14 protein-coding genes are annotated in these 23,236 nt (G+C 66.5%); 6 read left to right on the forward strand and 8 right to left on the reverse strand.

Annotation, left to right across the window (positions count from 1 at the left end):
• The coding region (locus VN779_RS25160) for a glycoside hydrolase family 28 protein (RefSeq protein ID WP_325727626.1) at positions 1-799 on the forward strand (799 nt) is incomplete at its 5' end.
• 190 nt (positions 800-989) lie between these two features.
• On the opposite strand, the gene VN779_RS25165 is transcribed toward VN779_RS25160, so the two are convergent.
• The 7 genes from VN779_RS25165 to VN779_RS25195 form a co-directional block, all read right to left on the reverse strand.
• The gene (locus VN779_RS25165; RefSeq protein ID WP_325727628.1) at positions 990-1,886 is read right to left on the reverse strand and encodes a carbohydrate ABC transporter permease; all 897 of its coding nucleotides are present in this window, start codon (positions 1,884-1,886) and stop codon (positions 990-992) included.
• On the reverse strand, positions 1,883-2,911 hold the full coding sequence (locus VN779_RS25170; RefSeq protein ID WP_325727630.1) for a sugar ABC transporter permease: 1,029 nt from the start codon (positions 2,909-2,911) through the stop codon (positions 1,883-1,885). Before VN779_RS25170 ends, VN779_RS25165 begins: the two co-directional genes overlap by 4 nt.
• An 11-nt stretch (positions 2,912-2,922) precedes the next feature.
• A complete protein-coding gene (locus tag VN779_RS25175) occupies positions 2,923-4,215 on the reverse strand; it encodes an ABC transporter substrate-binding protein (protein ID WP_325727632.1) in 1,293 nt (430 codons plus the stop codon).
• 403 nt (positions 4,216-4,618) lie between these two features.
• Entirely contained in the window at positions 4,619-5,707 is a 1,089-nt protein-coding gene (locus tag VN779_RS25180) for a hypothetical protein (RefSeq protein WP_325727634.1), read from the reverse strand.
• Between the two features lie 165 nt (positions 5,708-5,872).
• Positions 5,873-6,112 carry a hypothetical protein gene (locus VN779_RS25185; RefSeq protein ID WP_325727635.1) on the reverse strand — a complete coding sequence of 80 codons (240 nt, stop codon included), beginning with the start codon at positions 6,110-6,112 and terminating at the stop codon, positions 5,873-5,875.
• A gap of 7 nt (positions 6,113-6,119) precedes the next feature.
• Entirely contained in the window at positions 6,120-9,167 is a 3,048-nt protein-coding gene (locus tag VN779_RS25190) for a beta-L-arabinofuranosidase domain-containing protein (RefSeq protein WP_325727637.1), read from the reverse strand.
• Between the two features lie 411 nt (positions 9,168-9,578).
• Complete coding sequence (locus tag VN779_RS25195) at positions 9,579-10,625, reverse strand: LacI family DNA-binding transcriptional regulator (protein ID WP_325727639.1); 1,047 nt, start codon at positions 10,623-10,625, stop codon at positions 9,579-9,581.
• A 263-nt stretch (positions 10,626-10,888) separates the two neighbouring features.
• Here VN779_RS25195 and VN779_RS25200 point away from each other — a divergent pair, with 263 nt between their 5' ends.
• From VN779_RS25200 to VN779_RS25220, 5 genes are all read left to right on the forward strand, one after another.
• Positions 10,889-12,196, forward strand: coding sequence for an ABC transporter substrate-binding protein (locus VN779_RS25200; RefSeq protein ID WP_414639753.1), 1,308 nt, complete (start codon positions 10,889-10,891; stop codon positions 12,194-12,196).
• A gap of 103 nt (positions 12,197-12,299) precedes the next feature.
• On the forward strand, positions 12,300-13,259 hold the full coding sequence (locus tag VN779_RS25205) for a sugar ABC transporter permease (RefSeq protein WP_325727643.1): 960 nt from the start codon (positions 12,300-12,302) through the stop codon (positions 13,257-13,259).
• A gap of 1 nt (position 13,260) precedes the next feature.
• Positions 13,261-14,127 (forward strand): carbohydrate ABC transporter permease, encoded by an 867-nt coding sequence (locus VN779_RS25210; RefSeq protein WP_325727645.1) that lies wholly within the window; start codon positions 13,261-13,263, stop codon positions 14,125-14,127.
• Between the two features lie 3 nt (positions 14,128-14,130).
• Positions 14,131-16,095 (forward strand): glycoside hydrolase family 127 protein, encoded by a 1,965-nt coding sequence (locus VN779_RS25215; protein ID WP_325727647.1) that lies wholly within the window; start codon positions 14,131-14,133, stop codon positions 16,093-16,095.
• 58 nt (positions 16,096-16,153) lie between these two features.
• Positions 16,154-19,342, forward strand: coding sequence for an NEW3 domain-containing protein (locus tag VN779_RS25220; protein WP_325727649.1), 3,189 nt, complete (start codon positions 16,154-16,156; stop codon positions 19,340-19,342).
• Between the two features lie 81 nt (positions 19,343-19,423).
• On the opposite strand, the gene VN779_RS25225 is transcribed toward VN779_RS25220, so the two are convergent.
• On the reverse strand, positions 19,424-23,224 hold the full coding sequence (locus VN779_RS25225; RefSeq protein ID WP_325727651.1) for an arabinofuranosidase catalytic domain-containing protein: 3,801 nt from the start codon (positions 23,222-23,224) through the stop codon (positions 19,424-19,426).
• Positions 23,225-23,236 lie beyond the last annotated feature (12 nt).

The raw sequence follows: 23,236 nt of genomic DNA on the forward strand, positions 1-23,236 counted from the left end.
CAACGCCACCCTCTACGACATCAACCTGACCAACGGCGCGTTCTTCCACGTCACCTACAAGAGCGGTAACGGCTTCACCGCCTGGGGCGTGCGCATCAAGACCCCGGCCACCGCCCGCAACACCGACGGCATCGACCCGGACGCGTCGACCAACATCACGATCGAGAACTCGTACATCCAGGACGGCGACGACGGCATCGCGATCAAGGGCGGCAGCGGCGCGGTCAGCAATATCACGATCCTGAATAATCACTTCTACGGCACGCACGGCATCTCCGTCGGCAGCGAGACCAACGACGGGGTGAGCAACGTGCTGGTGGAGAACAACACCGTGCAGGGCACCGACAGTTCCGGCAACGTCAGCACCCTGAACAACGGCATCCGGATCAAGAGCTACCCGAGCAAGGGCGGCACCGTCTCCACGGTCACCTACGACAACACCTGCGTCTCAGGTGTCGAGCACGTGATGGAGTTCAACCCGCGCTACTCCTCCTCCAGCAGCACCAGCAACATCCCCGAGTTCACCGACATCGTCGTCAACGGCTTCGTGTCGCAGAACTCGGTCTCGGGCGCGCAGTCGATCATCGAGGGTTACGACTCCTCGCACATCACCGGCCTCACGCTCCAGTACGTCAACCTCGACACCACCGCCTACACCGCCGAGTACGCCAACACGGCGGTCTACAACTCCAACCTGGGCCCGTCCGCTGGCACCGGTGTCACGCTCACCAAGCTCTCGGCTCCGGTGACCGGCGGCAGCGTCCCGTCCTGCTCGTTCCCGAGCTTCCCGAACCTGTAACTCGGACTAGCAGCTCATGCACGGATGCGGCGGTGGGCGGAAGGGACCATCCTTCCGCCCACCGCCGAGGTCGACGCCCGCAGTGGTAGCCGCTCGGCGTCGGCGAGCACGAGCGGAAAGACGATGCCGAACTCCGCTGCATCGCGGCGGCGGTGGCCAACTGCCATTTCCGAAGCCCAATAACCAGGTTTCAGCCCTTCACGGCGCCGGTGAGTCCGCCGACGATCCGCTTCTGGAAGATCGAGAAGAAGATCAGCGCGGGCAGCATCGCCAGCGAGGTGAACGCGAGGACCTTCGCGGTGTCCACGGAGAATTGCGAGGAGAACGCCTGGACGCCGAGCGGCAGGGTGAAGTTCGCCTGCGAATCGAGAATGTACAGGGGCAGGACGTAGTTGTTCCAGCTACCGATGAACGCCAAGATGCCGACCGTCACCACGCCGGGCAGAGACAGCGGAAGCACCATCCGGAAGAAGAAGCCGAGCCGGCTCGAACCGTCGATCGCGGCCGCCTCCTCGATTTCCTTGGGAATGGCCCTGAGGAACGGCACCAGGATGATGACGGTGGTCGGCAGGCCGAAGGCGATCTGCGGGATGATCACGCCGGACAGGTTGTCGACCAGGCCGAGGTCCTTGATGACGATGTAGAGCGGGGTGATCGCGATGACCAGCGGGAACATCAGGCCGGCGGCGAACAGCGAATACATCGCGCCCTTGAGCTTGAAGTCATAGCGCGCGATCACGAAGCTGGCCATCATGCCGAGCACCACGATGCCGACGGTGCTGGCGACCGCGACGACGACGGAGTTGGCGAATTCACCCCAGAACGTCTGCGAGGCCAGGGTATTGACGTAGTTGCTGATGACCCAGGGATGCGGCAGGCCGGCCGGGCTCGTGGTGATCTGCGAGTTGGTGCGAAACCCGCCGACCACGATGTACAGCACCGGCGCGACGCAGACCGCGATGAAGAGCAGCGCGATGAAGTAGGTGAAGGGATTTCCCCACTTCTGCGGCTTATCCCGGTTGTCGCGCCGGCCGCTGGGCGCATTGGGCTCAGCGGCGGACCAGCGGTTGGCAGTCGCCGCGCTCATGAGATGGCTCCTTCGGTGACGGCGCCCCGCAGGTCACGGCGCAGGACGAAGCGCTGGTAGATCACCGCGACGATGAGTGAGATCAGGAACATCACGACCGCCACGGCGCTGCCATAGCCGTAGTTGCCCGCGTTGCGGCCCTGGGCGACCATGTAGATCGCCATGGTCGAGGTGCCCGCGGTACCCGAGACGTACTGGCCCCAGATGATGTAGACCAGGTCGAAAAGCTGTAGTGAGCCGATGATCGACAGCAGCCCCCAGATGCGGACCGTCGGTCCCAGCAGCGGCAGCGTGATGCTGCGCTGGATCTGCCAGTAGGAGGCGCCGTCGATCGCGGCGGCCTCGAAAAGCTCTTCGGGGATGGACTGCAGACCGGCGAGCATCAGGATCACCGCGAAGCCGATGTACTTCCACGAGATGATCCCCATCAGGGTCCAGATGGCCAGCTTCGGGTTCGCGAGCCAGTCGGCTTGCAGCGAGCCGAGTCCGACATGCTGCAGCAGGTCGTTGACGGCCCCGTTGCTCTGGAGCATCAGGCTCCAGCCGGTGCCGACGATGACCTCGGAGATGACGAAGGGCACGAAGATCAGAACCCGGATGATCGACCGGCCGCGGATCTTCTGGTTGAGCAGAAGCGCCAGGACGATCGCCACCGGGCCCTGGATGACCAGGGAGAGCACCATGATCAGGAAGTTGTGCCACAGGACCTGCTGGAACGCGGGATCGGTGAGGATCAGCTTGTAGTTGTTCAGGCCGACCCAGTCGGTGGGCGCCCCGTAGCCGTGCCAGCGGTAGAAACCGTAGAACGCGGCGAGCGCGACCGGGAAGATCACGAACGCCAGGAACATGAGGATCGGCGGTCCGGACAGCAGCGCGATCTCGAGTCGCATCCTGGCACGGCCGCGGCGGCGTGCGGCCGCTCGCGGCGAAGTCGGGGACGCGGGCTCGCCGGCCGCGTCCCCGACTTGAGTCGTGCCCTGCGACTGGCGCCCGGTGGTGGTGTCAGTACCCAGGGTGTCGCTCATCGTGTGCTTACTCAGTCTCTCGCGGCGGCGGCGTTGGTCTTCGCGACGATGTCAGCGGCGCTGCCCTGGCCGGCCATCACGCTCACCACGGCGGTGTTCATGGCGTTGCCGACGCTCTGGCCGTACTCGGTGTCAAGGAACTGGATGGCGTAGGCGGCCTTGTTGAAGGCCTGCAGCGCCGAGATGTTGTAGGGGGCGGTGACGACTCCCTGAGCCTCCTTGTTCACCGGAATCGTGAAGAAGGCGTTCGCGTAAGCCTCCTGCTGGTCCTTGGTCACCATGAACTCCAGGAAGCCGAAGGCCTCCTTCGGCGCGTGCTTGGACAGCGAGTATCCGGAGCTGCCGCCCATGATCGCCGTCGGGTCGCCCTGGCCGCCGGAGACCGCGGGGAACGGGAACCAGCCCAGGTCCGGCAGCGGCTTCTGGTCCGGGGTCAAGCTGGCGATCACGCCGGGGTCCCAGTTGCCCATGAGTTCCATGGCCGCCTTGTGATTGGCGAGCATGCCCGCGGACGACCCGGCGCCCTGCTGCGAGGAGGCGGTAAGGAAACCCTTCTGGAAGGGGCTGACCTTCAGGAACGAGGTCAGGTCGTCACCGGCCTTCGTCCAGCACGGATCGGTGAACTTCAGCGACTTGGCGGTGCTGGTCATGGTGGTCTGGCTGCATTCGCGCAACGCGAAGTTGTAGTACCAGTGCGCGGCGGGCCAGGCGTCCTTGGCGCCGACCGCGATCGGCGCGACGTTGATCGTCTTCAGCTTCGCGACATCGGCTTCGAGCTCGTCCATCGTCGTCGGTGTCGCGGTGATGCCGGCCTGCTGGAACAGGTTCTTGCTGTAGTAGATGCCCTCGGGCTGCGAGTCGATCGGCATCGCGTAGACCTGGCCGTCGATCGTGTTGCCCGCGATCGCCGCCGCACCCGCGTTCGTCTTGTCGGTATCGGTGAGGTTCAGCGCCTGGATCTGGCCGGCGTCGGCCATGGCCTGCATCTTGCCGCCGCCGCGCTGCAGGAAGATATCCGGCGCGGAGTTGGAGTTGAGGGCGGTTTGCAGCTTGCCGTCGAGGTCCTCGTTCTGGATCGTCTGGAGCTTGATCGTGATGTTCGGGTGCAGCGCGTGGTACGCCTTCGCCGCGTCCTGGAAGTACTTCGCACCGGGCCCGGTCGTCGCGTTCTCCCACAGGGTCAAGGTGACCTTGCCGTCGGACGAACCGCCGCCGGAGCTGCTCCCGCCGGCGCAGCCGGTGGCGGCCAGCACCATGCCCAAGCCGATCGCGACAGCCGTAGCGCCGCGCGTTTTCCTCGTCACCGTGGAACCCCCTGATAAGTAGTCGCTGTCACGACCGGCCGAAAGTTTTCGTAAAATCACGCCTACCTGGCGAAACGTCTCGGGCATGCCGATCCCGGGTGTCAAGCCGCAGGCCGGCTATGCCGACGCCGCTGGTTGGGCACGTGCCCCGAGGCGCGACGAGCACCGCAACCCGCAGCTTTCCAATTCTGGGCATGCTCGTACGGACGTGCCTGGTGGACGAACTGTGACCGTGGTGGGATCTCTGTTGCGGAGAGCTTCGATCGCTGGAGAGTATGCGCTCAGCGCGGGGCGCTAGTCAATGACTCTTTCCGAAACTTGGCCGCAAGTTTCTGACCGCCACGTCTTGTCATGTCCGCGAGTGCTTTTACTGACCACGTGCCACCCACCGTGCCGATGGGCCCTACGGCAGTCGCCAAGCCGTCGCGGTGTCCACGCCAGCGGTGCCGGCGATGAGCCCGTCGTCGTTGAGCAGCGTGGGCATAGCGACCGTGCCGTCCTTGGGCAGCAATGCGGTGACGCTGCCGTGATTCCAGAGGAAGGCGAGTCCGTAGCTGGTCGTGCTGCCGGCGAGGATCTGGCCCTCGTCGTTCAGGCTCACCGGGGCGAGCAAGCCGAGATCGGTGAGCGCGCCGGCGTGCCAGAGGAATCCGTGTGCCTGCGCGGCACCCGCGGACAAGTAGGTCCCCGCCACCTGGCCGCGGTCGTTCAAGGCGGTGGCGGCGAGCACGCTCGCCGGGAACGTGATCTTCCTGCCGTGATCCCAGAGGAACGGATACGTGCGTCCCTGCGCATCCACGCCTTCGACCAGGACCTGCCCGAGGCTGTTGAGCCCGATCGCGCGGCCCAGGCCGAGATCCTGAATGGTGCCGTTCACCCACAGCGCGGCATGCGGGGTGCCGGATGGCAGCACGCTGTACCCGGCCGCCGTGCCCGAAGCGTTGAGCAGATTCGGCATGTCGTAATAAGAACCTGGCATCGTCGGCAGCACCCTCATAACGCCCTGCCGCCACATGACCGCACGGAACTGCGTCCCAGAAGGCTGCAATTCACTGCTCCCGACGATCACGCCACTGTCGTTGATCGCGGTGGCGAAGCTGTTGCCGCCCAAGGTGCCGAGGTCCGTTATCGCGGTGCCGCCGCGCCACAGCACGGCGTGAATCTGGCCCGGCGCGGTGTAACTTCCACTCTCGCCGACGATGTCGCCGGTGCAGTTGATCGCTTCGGCCAGGCTGTAATCGCCGCCTGCCCGCGTGCCGAGGTCGGTCACGATCCCGTCGCGCCACACGAAGCCGTGGGTCTGGTCGTCCACGTCGTGACCGCCGACCACCTGGTTGCCATCGTTGATCCCCGTTGGCCAGCTACTGCTGTGACCTGGATCGATGTCGATGCCTGTCACCGCCGCAGTACTCGGCCCCGCCGAGGCGCCGGCCGGCGAGACGCCCGCGGCCGTGGCCGCGACCATGACCGCCGCCAGAATCAAGCTCTTCACTCGGATTCCTCCGCGCTCCGGTCGGGATGACACCCCAAGCCACGTCCCGTGTGGCGCCCCATAGTCCAGCCCCGGCGAACTGTGCGCCAGTGCCAAATGTGCGATCACTGATGAACGGGATAGAAAGTCAGCCCCGCCGACCAAGCCGGGCTGAGGGGAGGAGGCTCAGGACGCTGATGCACTCGGCGGTTCACGCGACGGCTGCTGCTGTGGTTGAGCGCCACTCGGGGTGAGTCCGGCCATCAGGTTTTCCACGTGGGTCTGCGCCCAGGAGGCGACCATCTGTTCGGGTGTCGCGTGGTACAGCTCGGCCAGCGCCACCAGATCCTGCATCACGCGGCTGGGCAGCGGTACCCGCAACGTCACCGTCTGCGAGTCACCGCCGCCCTGCTCGTTCTTCACCACTGCGTCATTATGACGGTGCCAGTGCCTTACGGGCCCGGCCGGCCGCTGATACGACAGCATTCTTCTGCGCGGTGGTGAGCTTGCCCTTGGCGGCGAAGTCGTTGGCGGTCTTGGTGACGGCCGCCACGAAAGTGCCTTGGTCGGGGAACGGCGCCTGGTCCCAGACGACGTCCAGGAAGGTCAGGCCGTCGTGCCCCGGCGATGTGATGCCCTGAACCGGGACGTCGTAGTTCGGCAGCCCGTCATCGCGCTTGACGTTGGGCACACCGCTGTCGATCGAGCCGAACACGATCTCGGGCTCGACCCGCCGGAAGTACGCCGAGTGCGGCTGCGCGTCCCCGATGTACCACGGCTGCAACTTCAGGCTTCCGGTACTGAACAAGGGATCGCCGCTCGACGTGACGCCGGCCGGGATGATCGCCGCCCGCGAGTAATCGCCGTCCAGCTTGAGGTACTTGTAGAGCGTCAGTTGCCTGAAGTTGCCGTTACCCGGGTCGCCGAGAATCGGCAGCAGCAGCGGTCCCCAGAAGATGGACTGGGTATCCGGCCGGTCGATCGCCCGCTCGATGCGGATGCTGAACGGCATCGCGATGTCGATGGTGTCGCCGCGTGCCCACGTCCGGTTCAGGGACAGGTAGCTGCCCGGCGTCGCGGTGACCTGCTGCGCGACCCCGTTGATCGCTACCGTGAAGCCGCGCACGGCCCAGGCGGGTACCCGCAGGTTGATGGTGAGCGGCCCGGCGCCGCCGATGGTGAGCCGGGACTGGCTGCCGCGCGGGAAAGTGGTGGCCTGGGTGATGGTGAAGTTCTTCGCGGCCCACGTGAGTGTGGAAGCGATGTAGAGGTTGACCCACAGCGTCGAGCCGTCGGCCGACTGGGCGTAGATGGACTCCTGGTATTTGGTCTGGTCCTCGAGGCCGGCGCCGCCGTCACCGGTGCCCAGATTGCCGTAATCGCGCGTGGCACCCGGCGACTGCGGCTGGTAATAGGTGATCAGCGGGTCGTCCGCGCTGTCGCTGTCGGCGCGTGAACCAGCGAGCTGATTGACCGTGGCGCGCTCGTAGAAGTCCATGTACGCCGCGTTCGGCTCGTGGAAGAACAGGTTGCGGACCAACTGGACCAGGCTGTGCGTCGCCTCGGTCTCCGAGCCGCTCTGCGCGAGCGCGTTGGCGACGTCGTCGCGGTTCTGGAACTGCTCGATGTTGGCGTTGGAACCCGGGTAGTCACCGCCGGTTCCACCGATCGCGTACATCCGGTGCGGTACCACCATGTTGAAGAAATTCTTCGCCGCCTGGAGGTAGTCGTTGTCGCCGGTCTGCTCGAAAATCCGCAGGTAGCCTACGTTTCCCGGGATGTGCTGGTTGGCGTGCAGCCGGTCCGGGCGCCGCGGACCGGGGTTGTTCGCCGCGGTGACTGACAGGATGTCCCGGTTGGCGAGGCAGGCCCCGAACAACGACTGCCGGTTGTCGAAGAACTTTGCGGTCTCCAGGTGCTTCGGGTCGCCCGTCAGCGCGTAGATCTCCGCGATCGGCTCGTTCGAAGCGCCGAGTTCTCCGGCGATGTAGGCGTCCCACATGTAGTTCAGGTCAGCCCTGGTGATCGGCCCGGGGTAGCCGGGCTGGTTCTTGTCGCCCACCGACAGCGCGAGATGCGCCCAGTCCGCCATCGTGGTCACAACCTGCAGTGCCTGCTGGTTGCCGGCCAGCTCGTAGCAGTCCAGCAGACCACGCATGAGCTTGTGCTGGGTGTACCAGGGCGCCCAGGTCCCGCTGTCACCGCCGTAGGTCGCGAACCGCGGCGGACCGAGCCGCAACACCAGGTCGTCGGGAAGGGCGCCGAGGTAACCCGGGAAGGTGGGCACCCATGAGGTCGAGGTCGCCACCGGGACGATCGTGGCGTTGCGGCCCTTGCCGGAGGAGTCGAGCGCGGTGGCGCCGCTGGATTCGTCGAACCGGTACCAGGCGACGTTGCCGCCACCGGTGCTCCCGGCCGCCGAGTTCTGCAGCGAGGAGACCTCGGCCTGACTCAGCGCCCTGTTGAAGATCTGGAACTCGTCGACGCTGCCGTTCAGGTAGGGATCTGAGTACGCTGACTTGCCGATCCACAGGTTACCCGGAGCGCCGAGGCTGGCCGGGTTGAGCGTCATGGCGGTGTTGGTGGCGGACACCTGACCGTTCACATACAGCGTCCCGGTGGTCCCGGACAGGGTTACCGCCAGGTGCACCCATTGACCGGTCGGCAACGCCGAACTTCCGGTCAGCTGCTGCTCCTGACCGGCGCCGCCGGTGGTGATCGCGAATCGCGGCGGCGTGCCGGTGACCCCGGCGGCTGGGGCGAGGAACATGTAAATGCTGGTGTTCTGGCCGAAGTCGAACAGCCGCGCCCACGGGTCAGCCGACGCGAGGTTCACCCATCCGGCGATCGTGAAGTTGGTGAGCTGCGCGGTGATCCCGGTGGGCAGTGTCACGTACTGCGCGCCGCTGGACCCGCCCAGCGCCAGCGCGTTGCCGAACCGTCCGGCGACCCGGCCGATGCTCGCCGCCTGCGGGCTCTGGGCGGAACTTGCGGCCAGGCCGGCGATCGTGGCCTGGACCGTCGCCAGCTGGCTGACCATCCAGTCGATCTTGTCCTTGTAGACCTGCTCGCCCTGGTCGGCATAGCACTGGGCCAGCGCGCTCAAGTAGAAACCGGTCCAGTGGCCGGTCAGCTGAGTGCCGCCCTCCCAGCCGCCGACCTCCGACACACCGGGCGGGTTGGGCAGGCCGACATTGGCGTTGAACGGAACCAAGAAGCGGCGCTCGTCGAACTGCCGGATGAAGTTCTTCATCCGGTCCCGCTTCTCCTGAAACAGGCCGGCGCCCAGCCGCACGTCGGACAGCTGGAACGGCCGGACCGGCGCCGTGCTGCCCGCGCCGACGTAAGGAGGAAGTGCGCCCGTGACAGAGGCCTGCGTTTGCGCCTGCGCCGGGCGACCCGGCATCACGTGCGGCGCGGCTGCGGCGGCGACTGCCGCCGCGGAGCTCTCCAGAAAGCGCCGTCGTGTCATGAATCCCATGTCAAAGCTCCGAGAGGAAGGGATCGTCCGGCACCTGCCGGTCACGTCGCGTCGACCGGTGCGGCAGGCGATCCAGCTTTCGCCATCGCCCGCGGACGGGCGATCGACGTCATGAAGTCACCGCGGTATGAGCGTGCGAGATGCCGGCGCGGTGCCCTGACGCCGACGGGGCCGCCCGTTGATCGGGTGGGACTGGCCCCGGTTCGAAAGTCACAGAGAGTATCAACAGTAGGATATGGTGCGGATTTCGGATTCAGGCGATGGCGCCTGCGCAGCAGCCGTCCTTCCCGAGCATGTTAACGTTCACAACGCAGGGTGCTGTGAATCCGTGATCCTGTCAAGGGGTGCGCAGTGCCCGTGTCGAGAGCCCACGATCGGCTGCGGCGGGGCCGCTTTCCGCTGGCGAGCCGCTCACGCCGAGGTGGTCGACTCGCGCGGGACCAAGCGGCAGGGCAACGATTCGACCCCCTTCCTGAGATCGCCGCCGAGCGCGGCCGAGAGCCGCTCCGCGGCCACGCGGCCCAGCGTTTCCAGATTCATGTCGATGCTGGAGAGCGGCGGCGGGGAACTGGTGGTGAAGATCTCCCAGTTGTCGAACCCGATGACGGCGACATCGCCCGGCACATCGAGCCCGGCGCGGTGCAGCGCGTCGATCACGCCGCGGGCGATCTGGTCGGAGCCCGCGAAGATGGCGTCAATGTCCCGCGTGTGGGATAGCAGCATCCTGGTGGCGCTGCGTCCCCAGGACTCGGACCAGGAGCCGAAGTACACCCGGCCGCCCGCCAGTTCGAGGCCCTGCTCGGTCAACTCGGCCAGCGCCCCGGCGGCGCGGTCCTGCGCCGCGCCGTAGCTGGGATCGCCGCTGATGTGGGCGATCGAGCGCCGGCCGACCTCGATCAGATGGCTGATCGCCATCCGGCCTCCGGAGACGTTGTCGCTGACCAGCGACAGGTCATCCGGATCCTCCGACGGCGCGTAAGCGTAGACGACGGGCACGGGCAGGTCGCGACCAATCGACGGACGCGGGTCCGGGCGGGCGCCCACCACGATCAGTCCGTCGACCCGGCGGGACAGCAGAGTTTCCAGATGACGGGCCTCGCGGATCGAGTCGCCTCGTGCGTCACACAGCAGGACGCTGGTACGGCCGACCCCGAAGGCATCCTCCGCGCCCATCAGGATCGGAATCGAGAGCCGGCCCTCCAGGTCGGAGGTGAGCAGCCCGACGATTCCGGTGCGAACGGCGCGCAGCCCCTGCGCGAGCGCGTTCGGAGAGTACGACAAGCGCGCGGCGGCCTCCAGCACGGCGGCTCGCGTCGCGGCCGAGACGTGCGTGCGACCGTTCAACGCCTTAGAGGCCGTCGCGATGGATACCCCGGCCAGTCGAGCGACGTCTTCCAACGTGGCAACACGCCCGCTCGAGCGCTGGGCAACTCGCCTCGCCAACGCCCCTCCCGTCATCGTCGCGGTGCTGTTGTGAAAACGATACCTCTTCAAAGCCTTGACCAGGGTTCTACCCAAGACTACCTTCTGAGAAAACCTTTTCGGACATCGTGATGACGGCAGATCGATGGCTCATAAGTCAGAAAAGGCCATGTCACCTCGCTGATCATGGCCCGAGCGGCGCGCAGATTCCCACGTGCTCAGCAAGCCGAACGAAAAACAATCCGAAAACACTTAGCCCCGCGATGGCGCGGGCGCGAGATCAAGGAGTGCTGCCCGTGATCAGCATTCGTTCCAGGAGTCGCCGCCGGCACTCCGTCATCGCCGTGGTCGCGGTCGCCGCGGTCAGCCTGGCGGCCTGTAGCAGCGGCAGCGGCGCGAAGGGCGGCACGGTCGCCCAGGGCGGAATCAACGGCACCGACGACGGCACCACGTTGACCCTATGGACGCGCGCACCGCTGGAGTTTCAGGCCAATCTGCTCGTCAAGGCATACAACTCATCACACAAGAACCAAGTCAAGCTCACCATCGTGCCGAACGACGACTATGTCTCCAAGGTCGGCGCGGCTGCGGGCAGCGGCGGCCTGCCGGACCTGTTCGCCTCAGACATCGTCTACGCACCCAACTGGGTCAAGGCCGGGTTGTGGCAGGACCTCACCGGCCAGATCGGCAAGCTGCCCTTCGCCGGCTCGATCAACAAGGGCCACCTCGCGGCCGGCACGTATCAGGGCAAGGAGTATGTGCTGCCGTTCGTGCTGGACCTGTCCGTGATGATGTGGAACAAGACGCTGTACAAGGCGGCCGGCCTCGACCCGAATAAGGGCCCGACCACACTCGCGGAGTTCGTCCAGCAGGCAAAGGCCATCGCGGCGCTGCACAAGCCGGGCGTCTACGGCACCTACTTCGGCGGCAACTGCGGCGGCTGCAACGTCTTCACCTGGTTCCCGATGATCTGGGCGGCCGGCAAGGACGTGCTGAGCCCGGACGGCACCCAGTCGATGCTCGACAGCGACACCGCCAAGCAGGTGTACGGCGACTGGAAGCAGCTGTGGAATGCCGGGGCCGTGGATCCGGCCAGCAAGGACGAGACCGGCGCCACCTGGGTCGGCCCCTTCCAGCAGGGCAAGATCGGCGTCATGCCGTACCCGGCGTCGCTGCTCGCCACCGTCAACAAGACCGTCGACGCCGGCGTGGCGCCGATCCCGGGCCCCGACGGCGGCGAGTCGACCTTCGTCGGCGGCGACGGCATCGGCGTCTCGAAGGACTCCAAGCACGAGGCCGAGGCGTGGAACTTTCTCGCCTGGCTCATGTCCGACGACGCGCAAGTCAACGTCCTGGCCGCCAATGACAGCATCGTCTCTCGCAGCGATCTGGCGAACAACAAGTACGCCGCGAAGGACCCGCGCGTCGTGACGATCAACCAGGTCGCCGCCTCGGCGGACAGCAAGACGCCGATCGCGATCAACTTCCAGCAGGCGTTCAACGCCGCGGGCAGCCCGTGGGTCACGCTGCTGCGCGACCAGGTGTTCAACGGCAAGGACAACCTGACGCAGGACAACAGCGCGATCAACAGCGTCCTCGGCCAGTGACAGAACCCGATAGGTGGCGCCGGCCCTCGTCGGCGCCACCTATCGGCGCCGCCTGCGTCGCTCTCGCAGTCAAGGATCAGGGCAGTCAATGATCAGGAGCACCATGAGTGTTCAGTCACCGACGATGCACTCCGCATCCTCCCCTCCACCAGGCGCGGTTTCGCCGTCCACGCGGCGCCGGCGCGGCCTGAGCCGCCGACGCCGTCTGGCCGGCTGGGCATACGCCGCTCCGACTCTGGCGTTCGTCGTCGTGTTCTTCGTCCTTCCCCTGCTGCTGGTCACGCAGATGTCCGTGTCCGACTGGGGACTGTTCAGCGGTAATCAGGGCATTAACGCCCCGCACAACTTCACGACCGCGGTCGATCAGCGCCTATTTTGGCCCGCGGTGCGGTTCACCATCGAGTACACGGTGGTCACCACGCTGATCCTGATCGGCTGCGCGCTCGGATTGGCTTTGCTGGTCCAGGAATCGACGCGATGGACCGGTCTGCTGCGCACCGCGATCCTGGTGCCCAGCGCCCTGGGCCTGGCCTCGGCGTCACTGCTGTTCTACGCGCTCTACTCCCCCGACAGCGGCCCGTTCGGGCAGGTCATGCAAGACCTCGGAATCACCAACGGACCGGTGTCCTTCCTGGGAACCCCGGGCCACGCGCTGTGGTCCACGGTGGTGCTGATCGTGTGGCGGTACGCAGGGTTCTACATGCTGCTTCTGCTGGTCGCGCTGCAGGGGATCTCAGCCGACGTATACGAAGCCGCCGAGATCGACGGCGCTGGACGCTGGCAGCGGTTCCGGCTCATCACGCTGCCGCTGATCCGCCCGTCGCTCGCGCTCTGCACGATCCTGTGCGTCACCGGCTCGCTGCTCGCGTTCGACCAGTTCTACATCCTCACCAAGGGTGGCCCGGACAACAGCACCCTGACGGTCGTGCAGCTCATCTACAACGCGGCTTTCCAGGGCCGCAACGACCTGGGTCTCGCCGCGGCGCTGTCGATCATCGTGCTCGCCGCCCTGCTCGTGCTCAACATCGGCCAGTTCCGCTGGCTGCGCGGCAAGGAGAACTGACATGGCAGCCACCTACGGCGTCCGAGCGGGGCGCCGGCAAAACCCCGGCCTGGCCAACCTGGCTGTGCGCACCCCGTATTACGTCCTGACCGGCGGTCTGGCGATCATCTTCCTGTTCCCGCTGTTCTGGTCGGCGATCCGCTCCGTCTCGCCGCAGGCCGGCACCGCGCAGTTCCACGGCTGGGGCATGGGCAACTACAACACCCTGACCCACTATCAGTCCGGCATCTGGCAGTACGTCCTGAACAGCGTCATCGTCTCGGGACTTACCGTGTTCTTCACCCTCGCCATCTCGCTGCTTGGCGGTTACGCCTTCGCGCGGTTCGCGTTTCCGGGCAAGAACCTGCTGTTCATGCTGACGCTGGCGATCCTGATGGTTCCCTACGCCACGCTGCTGATCCCGCTCTACGTGCTGCTCGACCGGATCGGCCTGCAGAACTCGCTGCTCGGCCTGTCGCTGGTCCTGACGATGTTCCAGTTGCCGTTCGCGACGTTCATGATGCGCATCTCCTTCGAGTCGGTCCCCCGCGAACTGGAGGAGGCGGCGCTGGTCGACGGGTGCGGCACCCTTAAAGCCCTGATTCGAGTGCTGGTGCCCGCGGTGCGCCCGGGGCTGGTGACCGTGGGCCTGTTCGCCTTCCTCGCGGCGTGGAACGACTTCATCACCCCGCTGGTGCTGATCAGCGACTCCAGCAAGCTGCCGCTGCCGGTGGCCATCGCGAACCTGCGCGCGCAGGTGATGGGAGTCATCGACTACGGCGCCACCGAAGCGGGGGTGGTGGTGCTCGCACTGCCCTGCATCGTCCTGTTCATCCTGCTCCAGCGGCAGTACGTCCGCGGGTTCATGTCCGGCGCACTCAAGGGCTGATTGATGACAACCGACACCGCACGCCTGCAGCCACTGCGCGCCGACGGCGCACCGACCGCAGGCCGCCCGGTCGCGCCGCGTGCGGCGAGACTGCGTCCCCTGTCCCTCACCGACGTTCGCATCACGGCCGGTTACTGGGCCGAACTCCAGCACCGCAACCAGAGCGCGATCCTGCCGCACATCGACCGCTGGCTCGAACGGACCGGCTGGCTTGCGAATTTCGACGCCGCCCGCGAGCGCCGGCTTCCCGCCGACCGGCGCGGTCGCGAATTCTCCGACAGCGAGGTCTACAAGTTTCTCGAGGCGATGGTGTGGGAGCTCGGCCGGCGGCCGGATCCGGCGCTCCAGCAGCGATACGACGCGATCGTCGCGCGGATCGCGGCGGCGCAGGAGCCTGACGGCTACATCAACACCAAGTTCGGCCGGCCCGGCCAGCAGCCGCGCTGGTCGGACCTGGAGATGGGACACGAGCTGTACTGCATCGGCTTCCTGCTTCAGGCGGCCGTGGCGCGCGCCCGCACCGGTCACCCGGAAGACCTGCTGGTGGAAGTCGCCCGGCGCGCGGCCGATCTGGTCTGCGAGGTGTTCGGCGAGGACGGGATCGGGTCCGTCGACGGTCATCCGGAGATCGAGTCGGCGCTCGTCGAGCTGTACCGCGTGACCGGCGAAGCGCGCTATCTCGAACAGGCCCGGCTGTTCATCGACCGCCGCGGCCACCATGTGCTCAAGGAAATCGAGTTCGGCCGGGAGTACTTCCAGGACGACATTCCCGTGCGGGATGCGGAGGTTTTCCGCGGCCATGCGGTCCGCGCGCTGTATCTCGCCGCCGGCGCCGTGGACCTCGCGGACGAGTCGGATGACGTCGTCTTGCGCGAGGCCGTGGCCCGGCAGTGGCAGCGCACGGTCGCCAGGCGCACGTACCTCACCGGCGGCATGGGATCACGTCACCAGGACGAGGCGTTCGCGGAGGACTTCGTGCTTCCCCCGGACCGCGCATATTCGGAGACCTGCGCGGGCGTCGCTTCGGTGATGCTCGCGTGGCGACTGCTGCTGTCCGAAGGCGACCCGGCTTATGCCGACCTGATCGAGCGAACGCTGTTCAACGTGATCTCGACCTCGCCCGCGAGCGACGGAGAAGCGTTCTTCTATGCCAACACGCTGCATCGCAGGGAGCTCGGCACTCCCCCGGACGCCGATCGGCCGAGCGTGCGCGCGGCACCCTCGCTGCGTGCGCCGTGGTTCGAGGTCTCCTGCTGCCCGACCAACGTCGCGCGGACCCTGGCTAGCTTGACCGCCTATGTGGCCACCGCGGACGACGACGGCCTTCAGCTGCACCAGTATGCGTCCGGCACGGTTAGCCACACGCGGGTTGACGGCCAGGAGCTACAAGTCACCGTCACTACCGACTATCCCTACGACGGATTGATCCGCGTGCGCATCGATAGCCGCGCTGACCAGCCCTGGTCGCTGTCGCTGCGGGTTCCCGGCTGGGCGACGCAGGGTGCGTCCGTCACGGTCGGCGGGGATACCAGGCCGGTCAATGCTGGCGTGATCACCGAGCGCAGACTGTGGCAGCCCGGGGACGAGGTCATCCTGCGCCTGCCGATGAATGCGCGATTCACCTACCCCGACGCTCGGATCGACGCCGTCCGCGGATGTGTCGCGGTCGAGCGCGGTCCGCTCGTGATGGCGCTGGAATCCGTGGATGTCCCCGAAACGGCGTCCGTTGACCAACTGCGCGTAGACGCAAGTGAACCGCCGCGCCTGATTGGCGGCCAGGTCGTCGTGCGTTGCCGAATCCGTGCCTCGACAGACCACGGCTGGCCCTATTCGGCAGACGGGCACCAGCCCGAGCCCGACCAGACGATGAAGACTGCTGACATACCCCTGGTGCCATACCACGCCTGGGCCAATCGAGGCCCCTCCACGATGCGGGTTTGGCTACCCCTCGACGCGCCGCACACGTAGTAAGTCAATTTCCTCAAATCACTTTCTCCATGCCCTTGTACCCTGGGAGGTGCCACGCATGGGCACACCAACACGCCGAAAACTCACGTCGATCACCGTGACAGCCATCGCCCTCGCCTCGCTTACCGGCACGACGCTGTCGGCCGCGGCGGCGGCGCGGACAAGCGGCGGCGGCAACCAACTCCAGCACCTGCCGACGATGCCGGTGAACATCTGCCAGAACTCCGCGCTACCGCGCGACTATGGGACCAACTTCCCGACCCCGAACGATCCGAATGGCTTCGGATACGCCAACCAGACCGTCATCGGCTGGGAAGGCAACTACTACGCGCCGTTCGCCTACCTTTCGGGTTCTTACTTCGCCCGCGGCGTGCCGCTGACCTACCAGGCCAACGGCAAGGGCACGACCTACTGCGGCGCCATGTACTCCTTCGGCGTCTACACCTACGGCCTGGCCGCCGGCCAGGCGCCGGCCGCCGGGTCCGTGCAATGGAACGAGGCCGAGGGCTATCTGCCCGCGATGACCACCTCGTTCACCCGCAACAACGTGTCCGTCTCGATCACCGACTTCGCCAACGAGCAGTCCATCGGCGGCGCTCCCACCGAGCTTGTCTACACCCGCGTGCAGGTGACCAACCACGGCAGCGCGGCCGTATCAGTGCCCTCAGGACAGTCCGGGCCAAACCTCGTGCAACTCGATTCGGCGTCGGACATCGTGCAGCCGGGACAGACCGTTCGGCACGATTTCGTCGCCGCGGTCGACACGTTCAGCACCACGGTCCCGCTGCCTTCGGTGGCTGCGATCACTCCGGCCTCAGGGCACCACGGCGCCCTGTCTTACGGCGCGGCATACGAGAACATGGAACGCTACTGGAAGCACCGCCTTTCGGTGACGCCCGAGCTCTCGCTGCCCAACGTGAACCTGCCGAACACCAATGGACTGAAGAACCCTGGCACGTCGATCGACAACGCATACAAGGCTGCGTACATATACACGCGGATTGTGCAGGCCGGCGACGCGCCATTCTCCGCCGCGAACAACTACGCCTACTTACTCAACCACGACATCCCCGGGATCCTCGCGGCCAAGTTCGAGCAAGGCGATTACACCGACGCGCAGGGCCTGCTGCTCAACGGCCGGATCTCGGAAGACGCCAACTTCGACGAGGTCGGCGCTAACTGGTACTGGGACGGTCCGTGGCGCACTCCGGTCGCCTGGGCCGCGTATCTCCAGGGCACGAGCGACACCGCGTTCGTCAGTAAGTACTTCCACGACGACGCGAGCGCGGCGAGCCAGTGGGGTCCGAGTCTGTACACGCTCATGCACACCGACTACCTCGCGCAGCTCGACGCCACGACCGGCTACCTCTCCTCGTCCTTCGACAACGACTCCGAAGGCACCTGGCTCTTCGACGACGAGACCGCGCTGGCCGGGCTCTCGGCATATAAGTACATTGCCACCAGGATCGGTAACACCGCCGAGGCCAAGTGGGCCGACGGCGCCTACACCAGCCTGCTGAACGCCGTGAACGCCGGTCTCGCCGCCAACGAGAAGGCCAACGGCTTCAACTTCCTGCCCTGCGAGGTCAACGTCCCGACCACCGCCGATCGCTGCGCCGCGGCGAACGACGCGAACTGGGCCGGCTCGAACCTGTGGGGCCAGAACATCTGGGACGTCATGCTGCAAGGCGGCGTCCTCAACGGGATCCTCGGCGACCCCGCCCAGACCGACAACCTCTACCAGACCGGCTTCGCCCGGCTCGACGGAACCGGCGTGCCCTACCCGTCCTTCGGCGCGTACAACGGATACAGCGTCGCGCTGAACACCGGCTACACGCAGGGCGCGCTTTACGGAAACGCCCATCGCGACCTGCCGATCACGAGTTACGCCTGGCAGATCGCGTCGACCACCGGCGGCCCGAACGCCTGGTGGGAAGCCAACGGCAGCGCGCCCAACCCGAACAACCCCTGGGCGGGCAGCCACGCCGCCCCGCAGTTCGGCGCGGTCCCGTACGCCTGGCCGATGGCTGGTCAGATCCAAACCGTGCTTCAGTCGCTCGTCGCTCCCGGGCTCGAGTCCCACGCCACCGCCAACGGCTCCTATGCCTACAAGACTGTGCTCTACATCGGTCGCGGAGTTCCGGACGCGTGGATCGTGCCCGGCCAGCGCATCACCGTGAACAACCTCACCACGTCGTACAACGAGAAGAACGGCGATCGCGCCACCTATGGCGTGTCGATCAACACCGGTGAAGAGCGCGGCGCGAAGGTTGTGCACGTCACCCTCGGCGGCGCTGTGCCCGGCACGAACGCACAAGTCCAGCTGCCGATATTCGCCGATGCCGGCGTGCAGAATGTGAGCGGCGGCCGTTACGACGCCGCGACGCACACCGTGACCATGTACGGTCGCAGCGCTCGTATTGTGCTCGGCCACTCTGCCAAGCCGGCCGTCGCCGTGCAGACCGCCAGCACGGTTCCGGGAAACCACAGCCAGCCCACGTTGCAGACCGGAACTCAGACCACGACGACCGCGACGGTGACCAACACCGGTGCCACGACCCTCACGAACGTGAAGGTCAGTCTCCAGGCACCGTCGGGCTGGACGGTCAGCGCTCCGGCCGCGGTCGCGGACATCGCACCGGGCAAGTCCGCGAGCGTCGCCTTCGAGGTCACCCCGGCCTCGACTGCAAACGGTGGCAACGCACTGGTGGCTACCGCGACGTACGGCGCACCTGACCACGCTTCGGGCTCGGTGAGTGCGGAGCAGTGGGTGATCGCCCAAAAGCCGCTGCCACTGCCTCCCGGCGCAACCGACCTGGCGCTGACCGCGACGGCATCAGCGTCCTACACCTCGCCGTGGACCTCGGTCTCGGCCGTCAACAACGGCAGCTACCCGATCCAGTCCAGCGATGACAGCAACCTGACTCCCTACTGGGGCGACTGGCCGCAGACCGGGTCGCACTGGGTCGAGCTGGACTGGGCCGCGCCGATCACGACCAATGGCACCGAGGTCTACTGGGCCGACGACGGCGGCGGCCTGCTGGCGCCTTCGTCCTGGACCGTGCAGTACTGGACCGGCGCCGCCTGGGCCGACGTGAGCAACCAGAGCGGCCAGCCGACCGCGCTGGACACGTTCAACCAGGTCAGCTTCGACTCGGTGACGACCGCCAAGCTGCGCATCTTGATGCAGAGCAACGGCACCGCGTCAGTCGGCATGATCCAGTGGGTGGTGCCGAGCATCCCGTAACCGTCACAGCTTGAACGCGCGATCGCTCCCGGCGCCAATACAGGCGCCGGGAGCGATCGCTCATTTATGGAGCTACTGAACCTACTGAACCTGCGCCCACGGCTGATCCGCCAGCCAACTCGAGTCGGTCGCCCACGTGGTGGCGTCGTCCCAGGGGTTGGTTCCGCCGTCGCTGGCGAGGTAGACGGTGTTGTTGAAGGTGCGGATGTACTTGGTCGTGAAGTTCACCGACTGGAACGAGGTGCCCTGCCCGCTGTTGCCTGGCTGCGGACAGAACGTCGCGTCCTGGGAGAACAGGGTGCTGCCGTCGTTGGGTTGCAGGTGGAACTGGAAGTTCTGGTGTCTCAGGTAGCTGCCCGGCTTGTTGACCGACTCGAATGAGACGCAGCTCGGGTTGTTCAGGCCGGCCGCCTCGACCCACGTCGCGTCGAGCTTGTCGGTCTGCGCGCTGCTCGCCGTGATCGGCGCGGTGACGACCAGGTCGTCGGTGTCGTCGTGCTTGATGAAGTTCGACGTGCTGCCGGCGGCGGTCGCCTGCAGTGACACCAGCGGCCCCGGATCCAGCGCGAACTTGTTGTCCGCACCCGGAGTGGCGGCCGCGACGATGAAGTCGGAGCAGTTGCTGTCCGTATCAGCGCCATCGGGGAAGCGGCTCGCGCTCTTGCCCGCTCCGCTGCCCAACGCCGGTGTGGCGACTACGCAGCCGCTGCCGGTGCCGCCTTGGTAGCCCTCCGCGGCCCACGGATCGACCAGCAGTCCGTAGTTCAGGCTGTCAGTGACGCGGCCGTCGTCGTCACGCAACACCATGCTGCCGGCGTTGGTGGACAAGGCGGGCCCGCCGAACCACTGGTCGGGCGTGGGTGAACCCTGATAACCCGCCGTCGTGACGCTGTTGTCAAGCACCGGTGCGTTGATCGGTTGCCTGTGAGCCAACGGGTGGTCGAGCACGACCCCGCCGCCCAGTGCCTGTACCGGCTCATCGCTGGAGTGCGCGAACCGCGTGGCCGGTGTGAACGTGATGCCGGTACCGCGGTCGCTGAACGGGAGGTTTGACGAGTGGTTCTTCGTCAGCGCGGCGGCGAGGGTCAGCCCGGTACCGTTCGCGCCCGCGGTGCCGACCGCGGCGACGGTGATGTTCTCGGCGTTGCTGCCGATATCCAACCGGATGTTGTCGCCTACTGAGATGTTGCCGACCGACGAGACCTTGATGTTGGTCGAGCCGGCCGATGCCGGCGCCGCCAGCCGCGCTTGGGCGCCCGCCATGCCGACAGCGGTGACGGTGCCCAGCTCGAGCCGGCTGCCGTATCCGATGGCTATCCTCTGGCCGACAGTGAAGCCCGCGGCGCTGGTGACCGGGACGTTGGTCGAGTGGGCGGGAATGGTGATCGGACCGTCGGGCACCGGCTGCCACAGCGGCGTGCTGGCGGTAGCCGCCGATCCCTGGCTCACGATCGCGGCGTTGTGGCCGCTGCCGGAGGAGTCGACGACGGTGGCTCCGCTGCTTTCGTCGAACTTGTAGTCGGCGACGTTGCCGGCGCCGGCCTGCCCGCCGGCCAGCGCGGCGATCTCGGTCGCTGACAGCGCCCTGTTGTAGAGGTTGAAGTCGTCGATCGTGGCGTTCAGGAGCGGGTCAGGCCACTGCGACTTGCCGAGGTAGTTCTGGTTGGTGTTGCCGAGGCTGGAGGGGTGCAGCGTCATGTTCGGGTTGGTCGCCACCGGGTTGCCGTTGAGGTAGAGGGTGCCGGTAGTGCCTGACAGCGTCACCGCCACGTGCGACCAGGTGTTCAGCGGAAGCTGGCCGCCGCCGGTGAGCTGCTGCTCCGCTCCGCCGCCGTTCGTGGTGATCGCGAACCGCAGCCCGCTGCCGCCGCCGTCGACCGTGAGGAACATGTAATTGCTCTCGCCGGTGCCGAAGTCGAAGATGCGCGACCAGGTGGCGTCGGCGGACGGATTGACCCAGGCCGAGACGGTGAAGTCGGACAGGGTACTGACGATGCCGGTGGGCACGTTGACGTACTCGTCGGAGCCGTTCAGCTTGACCGCGTTGCCGATCTTTCCGGGGACGCGCGGTCCAGATGCCCCGCCTGCCGGGATGTCCGCGATCTTCGCGGTCTCAGCGGTACGGCCGGTGCCGATCGTTACGGAGTCGCCGATGTTCATCCCGGTGACGCTGCGGACGTTGAGCGTGGTGTCGCCCGGCTTGGCGGGAGCCGCGAGCCCTGAGGTGGACAGGCCGAGCAGGTAGTGGCCGTGCGCCGCGATCTTCGTTCCGGCTGGGATAGTCACCGTCGAGAAGACCGCCTGCCCGGTCGGGTGCTCGCTCAGCGTCCAGTTGGAGACGTCAACGGCGTACGAGGCGGTGTTGGCGAGTTCGATGAACGAGTTGGTCGAGTCGGCGGAGGTGCCGATACGGAACTCGTTGATCTTGACGGGGCTGTCGTTGCGTACCTTCTCGGCCGTCGTGTCGACGTGCTCCGGGGCGTAGTTCTGGCTCCGCCACTGGGCCCTGCCGACCAGATCGCCGTTGAAAGCCTTCGTCCCCGAGGTGACGTTGAAGGTCGCGCTCACACTTTGATCAGGCGCGATCGAGGAGAACGTGGTCTGCCCCTGCGCCGTCGAGGTCCATCCTCTCGGCAGGGACAGGCTCAGCTTGACGCTGGCGACATTCGAGCCCGTGGTGTTCGTGAAGGTCTCGGTAACACCCTGACCCGCGCCCGGCGCGAACGTCTGGAGACCGGGCGGGTTCGCGGTCGCGGCGCTCGGTGCCAGGCTCAGCCGCTGCACGTCGTACTTGGCTGCCACGACGTTGGCCTGCACTTGCTGGTCGACGGCGTCGGTCGGGTATCCGGCCGTCATCACGCCTTCGTAGAACGTGCCCTGCGAACCGTTGCTGTTGTCGCCGCCGTTGCCCAGGACGATAGCGCCCTGTTTGCGCATCGGATCATACGTGGGGCCGACGCGCGGCCCGTCGAACATGGTCGATAGGGCGCCTTGCTGCGAATCACCGCTCAGGCTGGCCCAGTGGTGGGATTCACCCTTGGCCACGGCGGTCACGAACCGGGAGGTCACGCTCGGCAGCTGCGCGCAGAGCTTTGACGTGCTGCCGGGGTTGACGCAGCCCACCAGGTTGTTCTCCTGGTCGGTCATCACCCACGGCCCGGGCGGATTGCCGTGATACCAGGAGGTGGCGTTGCCGAAGTAGCTCGTCTCCATGGTGCCGTCGCCGTCATCGCGGCTGTCGATCTCGGCGTTGCCGTAGTCGAAGCAGCAGCCGCCGTTGAAGTGCTTGCCGTCGACGATCCAGTACATGCCCTCCGGCTGGTCGTCCGTCGCGATGCCGTTGGTGTCGTTGTCGCGCAGGCCCATGCCGGGCTCGATGAACACGCCGTAGGCCTTGTGACCGTTGACCGTGATCGGCGCCATGTCCGCGATCGGGAGGTTGTTCGCGCCGCCCATCGCCGGGCCGCTGAATGCTCCGCGAGGCGCCTGGGTGAGGTCGTTGTGCTTCGGGGACTGGTCGTAGATGCGGGTGATGAGACACGTCGTGTCGGCGCAGAACTCGTCCTGCTCGGCCGCGTCGGCGTACCCGCCTCGGCCCAGGACGCCGATGTTCTTGGTCCTGCCGTCAGACAGCCGCTTGACCTGGTAGAGCGGGCCGTCGTAGGAGGCATACAGGGCGCGGGTGGTGCTGTGGGCGGCGACACACGGAGTTCCGCCCGCGCCATAGATGTCGCAGGGGCCTTGCACACTGGGTGCGGTGGTCGCAGTGGCCGCGTGCGCCGCCGCGCTCGTGCCGAAGGTCGCGCCTATGAGGGCCAGGGCGACCGCCGTGGCTGCGATCCGACTCCGGTGTCTTATCCGCGGGGATGAGAATTTGATCATGATCACGGTCTA

This window comes from Actinocrinis sp., from assembly GCF_035605935.1.
Taxonomy (GTDB): Bacteria; Actinomycetota; Actinomycetes; order Streptomycetales; family Catenulisporaceae; genus Actinocrinis.

What these genes read in the sequence shown, in the direction of transcription:
- VN779_RS25165 (WP_325727628.1), bottom strand. Translation starts at nt 1,886, where the DNA reads ATGAGCGCGGCGACTGCCAACCGCTGGTCCGCCGCTGAGCCCAATGCG.
- VN779_RS25170 (WP_325727630.1), bottom strand. Translation starts at nt 2,911, where the DNA reads ATGAGCGACACCCTGGGTACTGACACCACCACCGGGCGCCAGTCGCAG.
- VN779_RS25190 (WP_325727637.1), bottom strand. Translation starts at nt 9,167, where the DNA reads ATGGGATTCATGACACGACGGCGCTTTCTGGAGAGCTCCGCGGCGGCA.
- VN779_RS25195 (WP_325727639.1), bottom strand. Translation starts at nt 10,625, where the DNA reads ATGACGGGAGGGGCGTTGGCGAGGCGAGTTGCCCAGCGCTCGAGCGGG.
- VN779_RS25205 (WP_325727643.1), top strand. Translation starts at nt 12,300, where the DNA reads ATGAGTGTTCAGTCACCGACGATGCACTCCGCATCCTCCCCTCCACCA.
- VN779_RS25210 (WP_325727645.1), top strand. Translation starts at nt 13,261, where the DNA reads ATGGCAGCCACCTACGGCGTCCGAGCGGGGCGCCGGCAAAACCCCGGC.
- VN779_RS25215 (WP_325727647.1), top strand. Translation starts at nt 14,131, where the DNA reads ATGACAACCGACACCGCACGCCTGCAGCCACTGCGCGCCGACGGCGCA.
- VN779_RS25220 (WP_325727649.1), top strand. Translation starts at nt 16,154, where the DNA reads ATGGGCACACCAACACGCCGAAAACTCACGTCGATCACCGTGACAGCC.
- VN779_RS25225 (WP_325727651.1), bottom strand. Translation starts at nt 23,224, where the DNA reads ATGATCAAATTCTCATCCCCGCGGATAAGACACCGGAGTCGGATCGCA.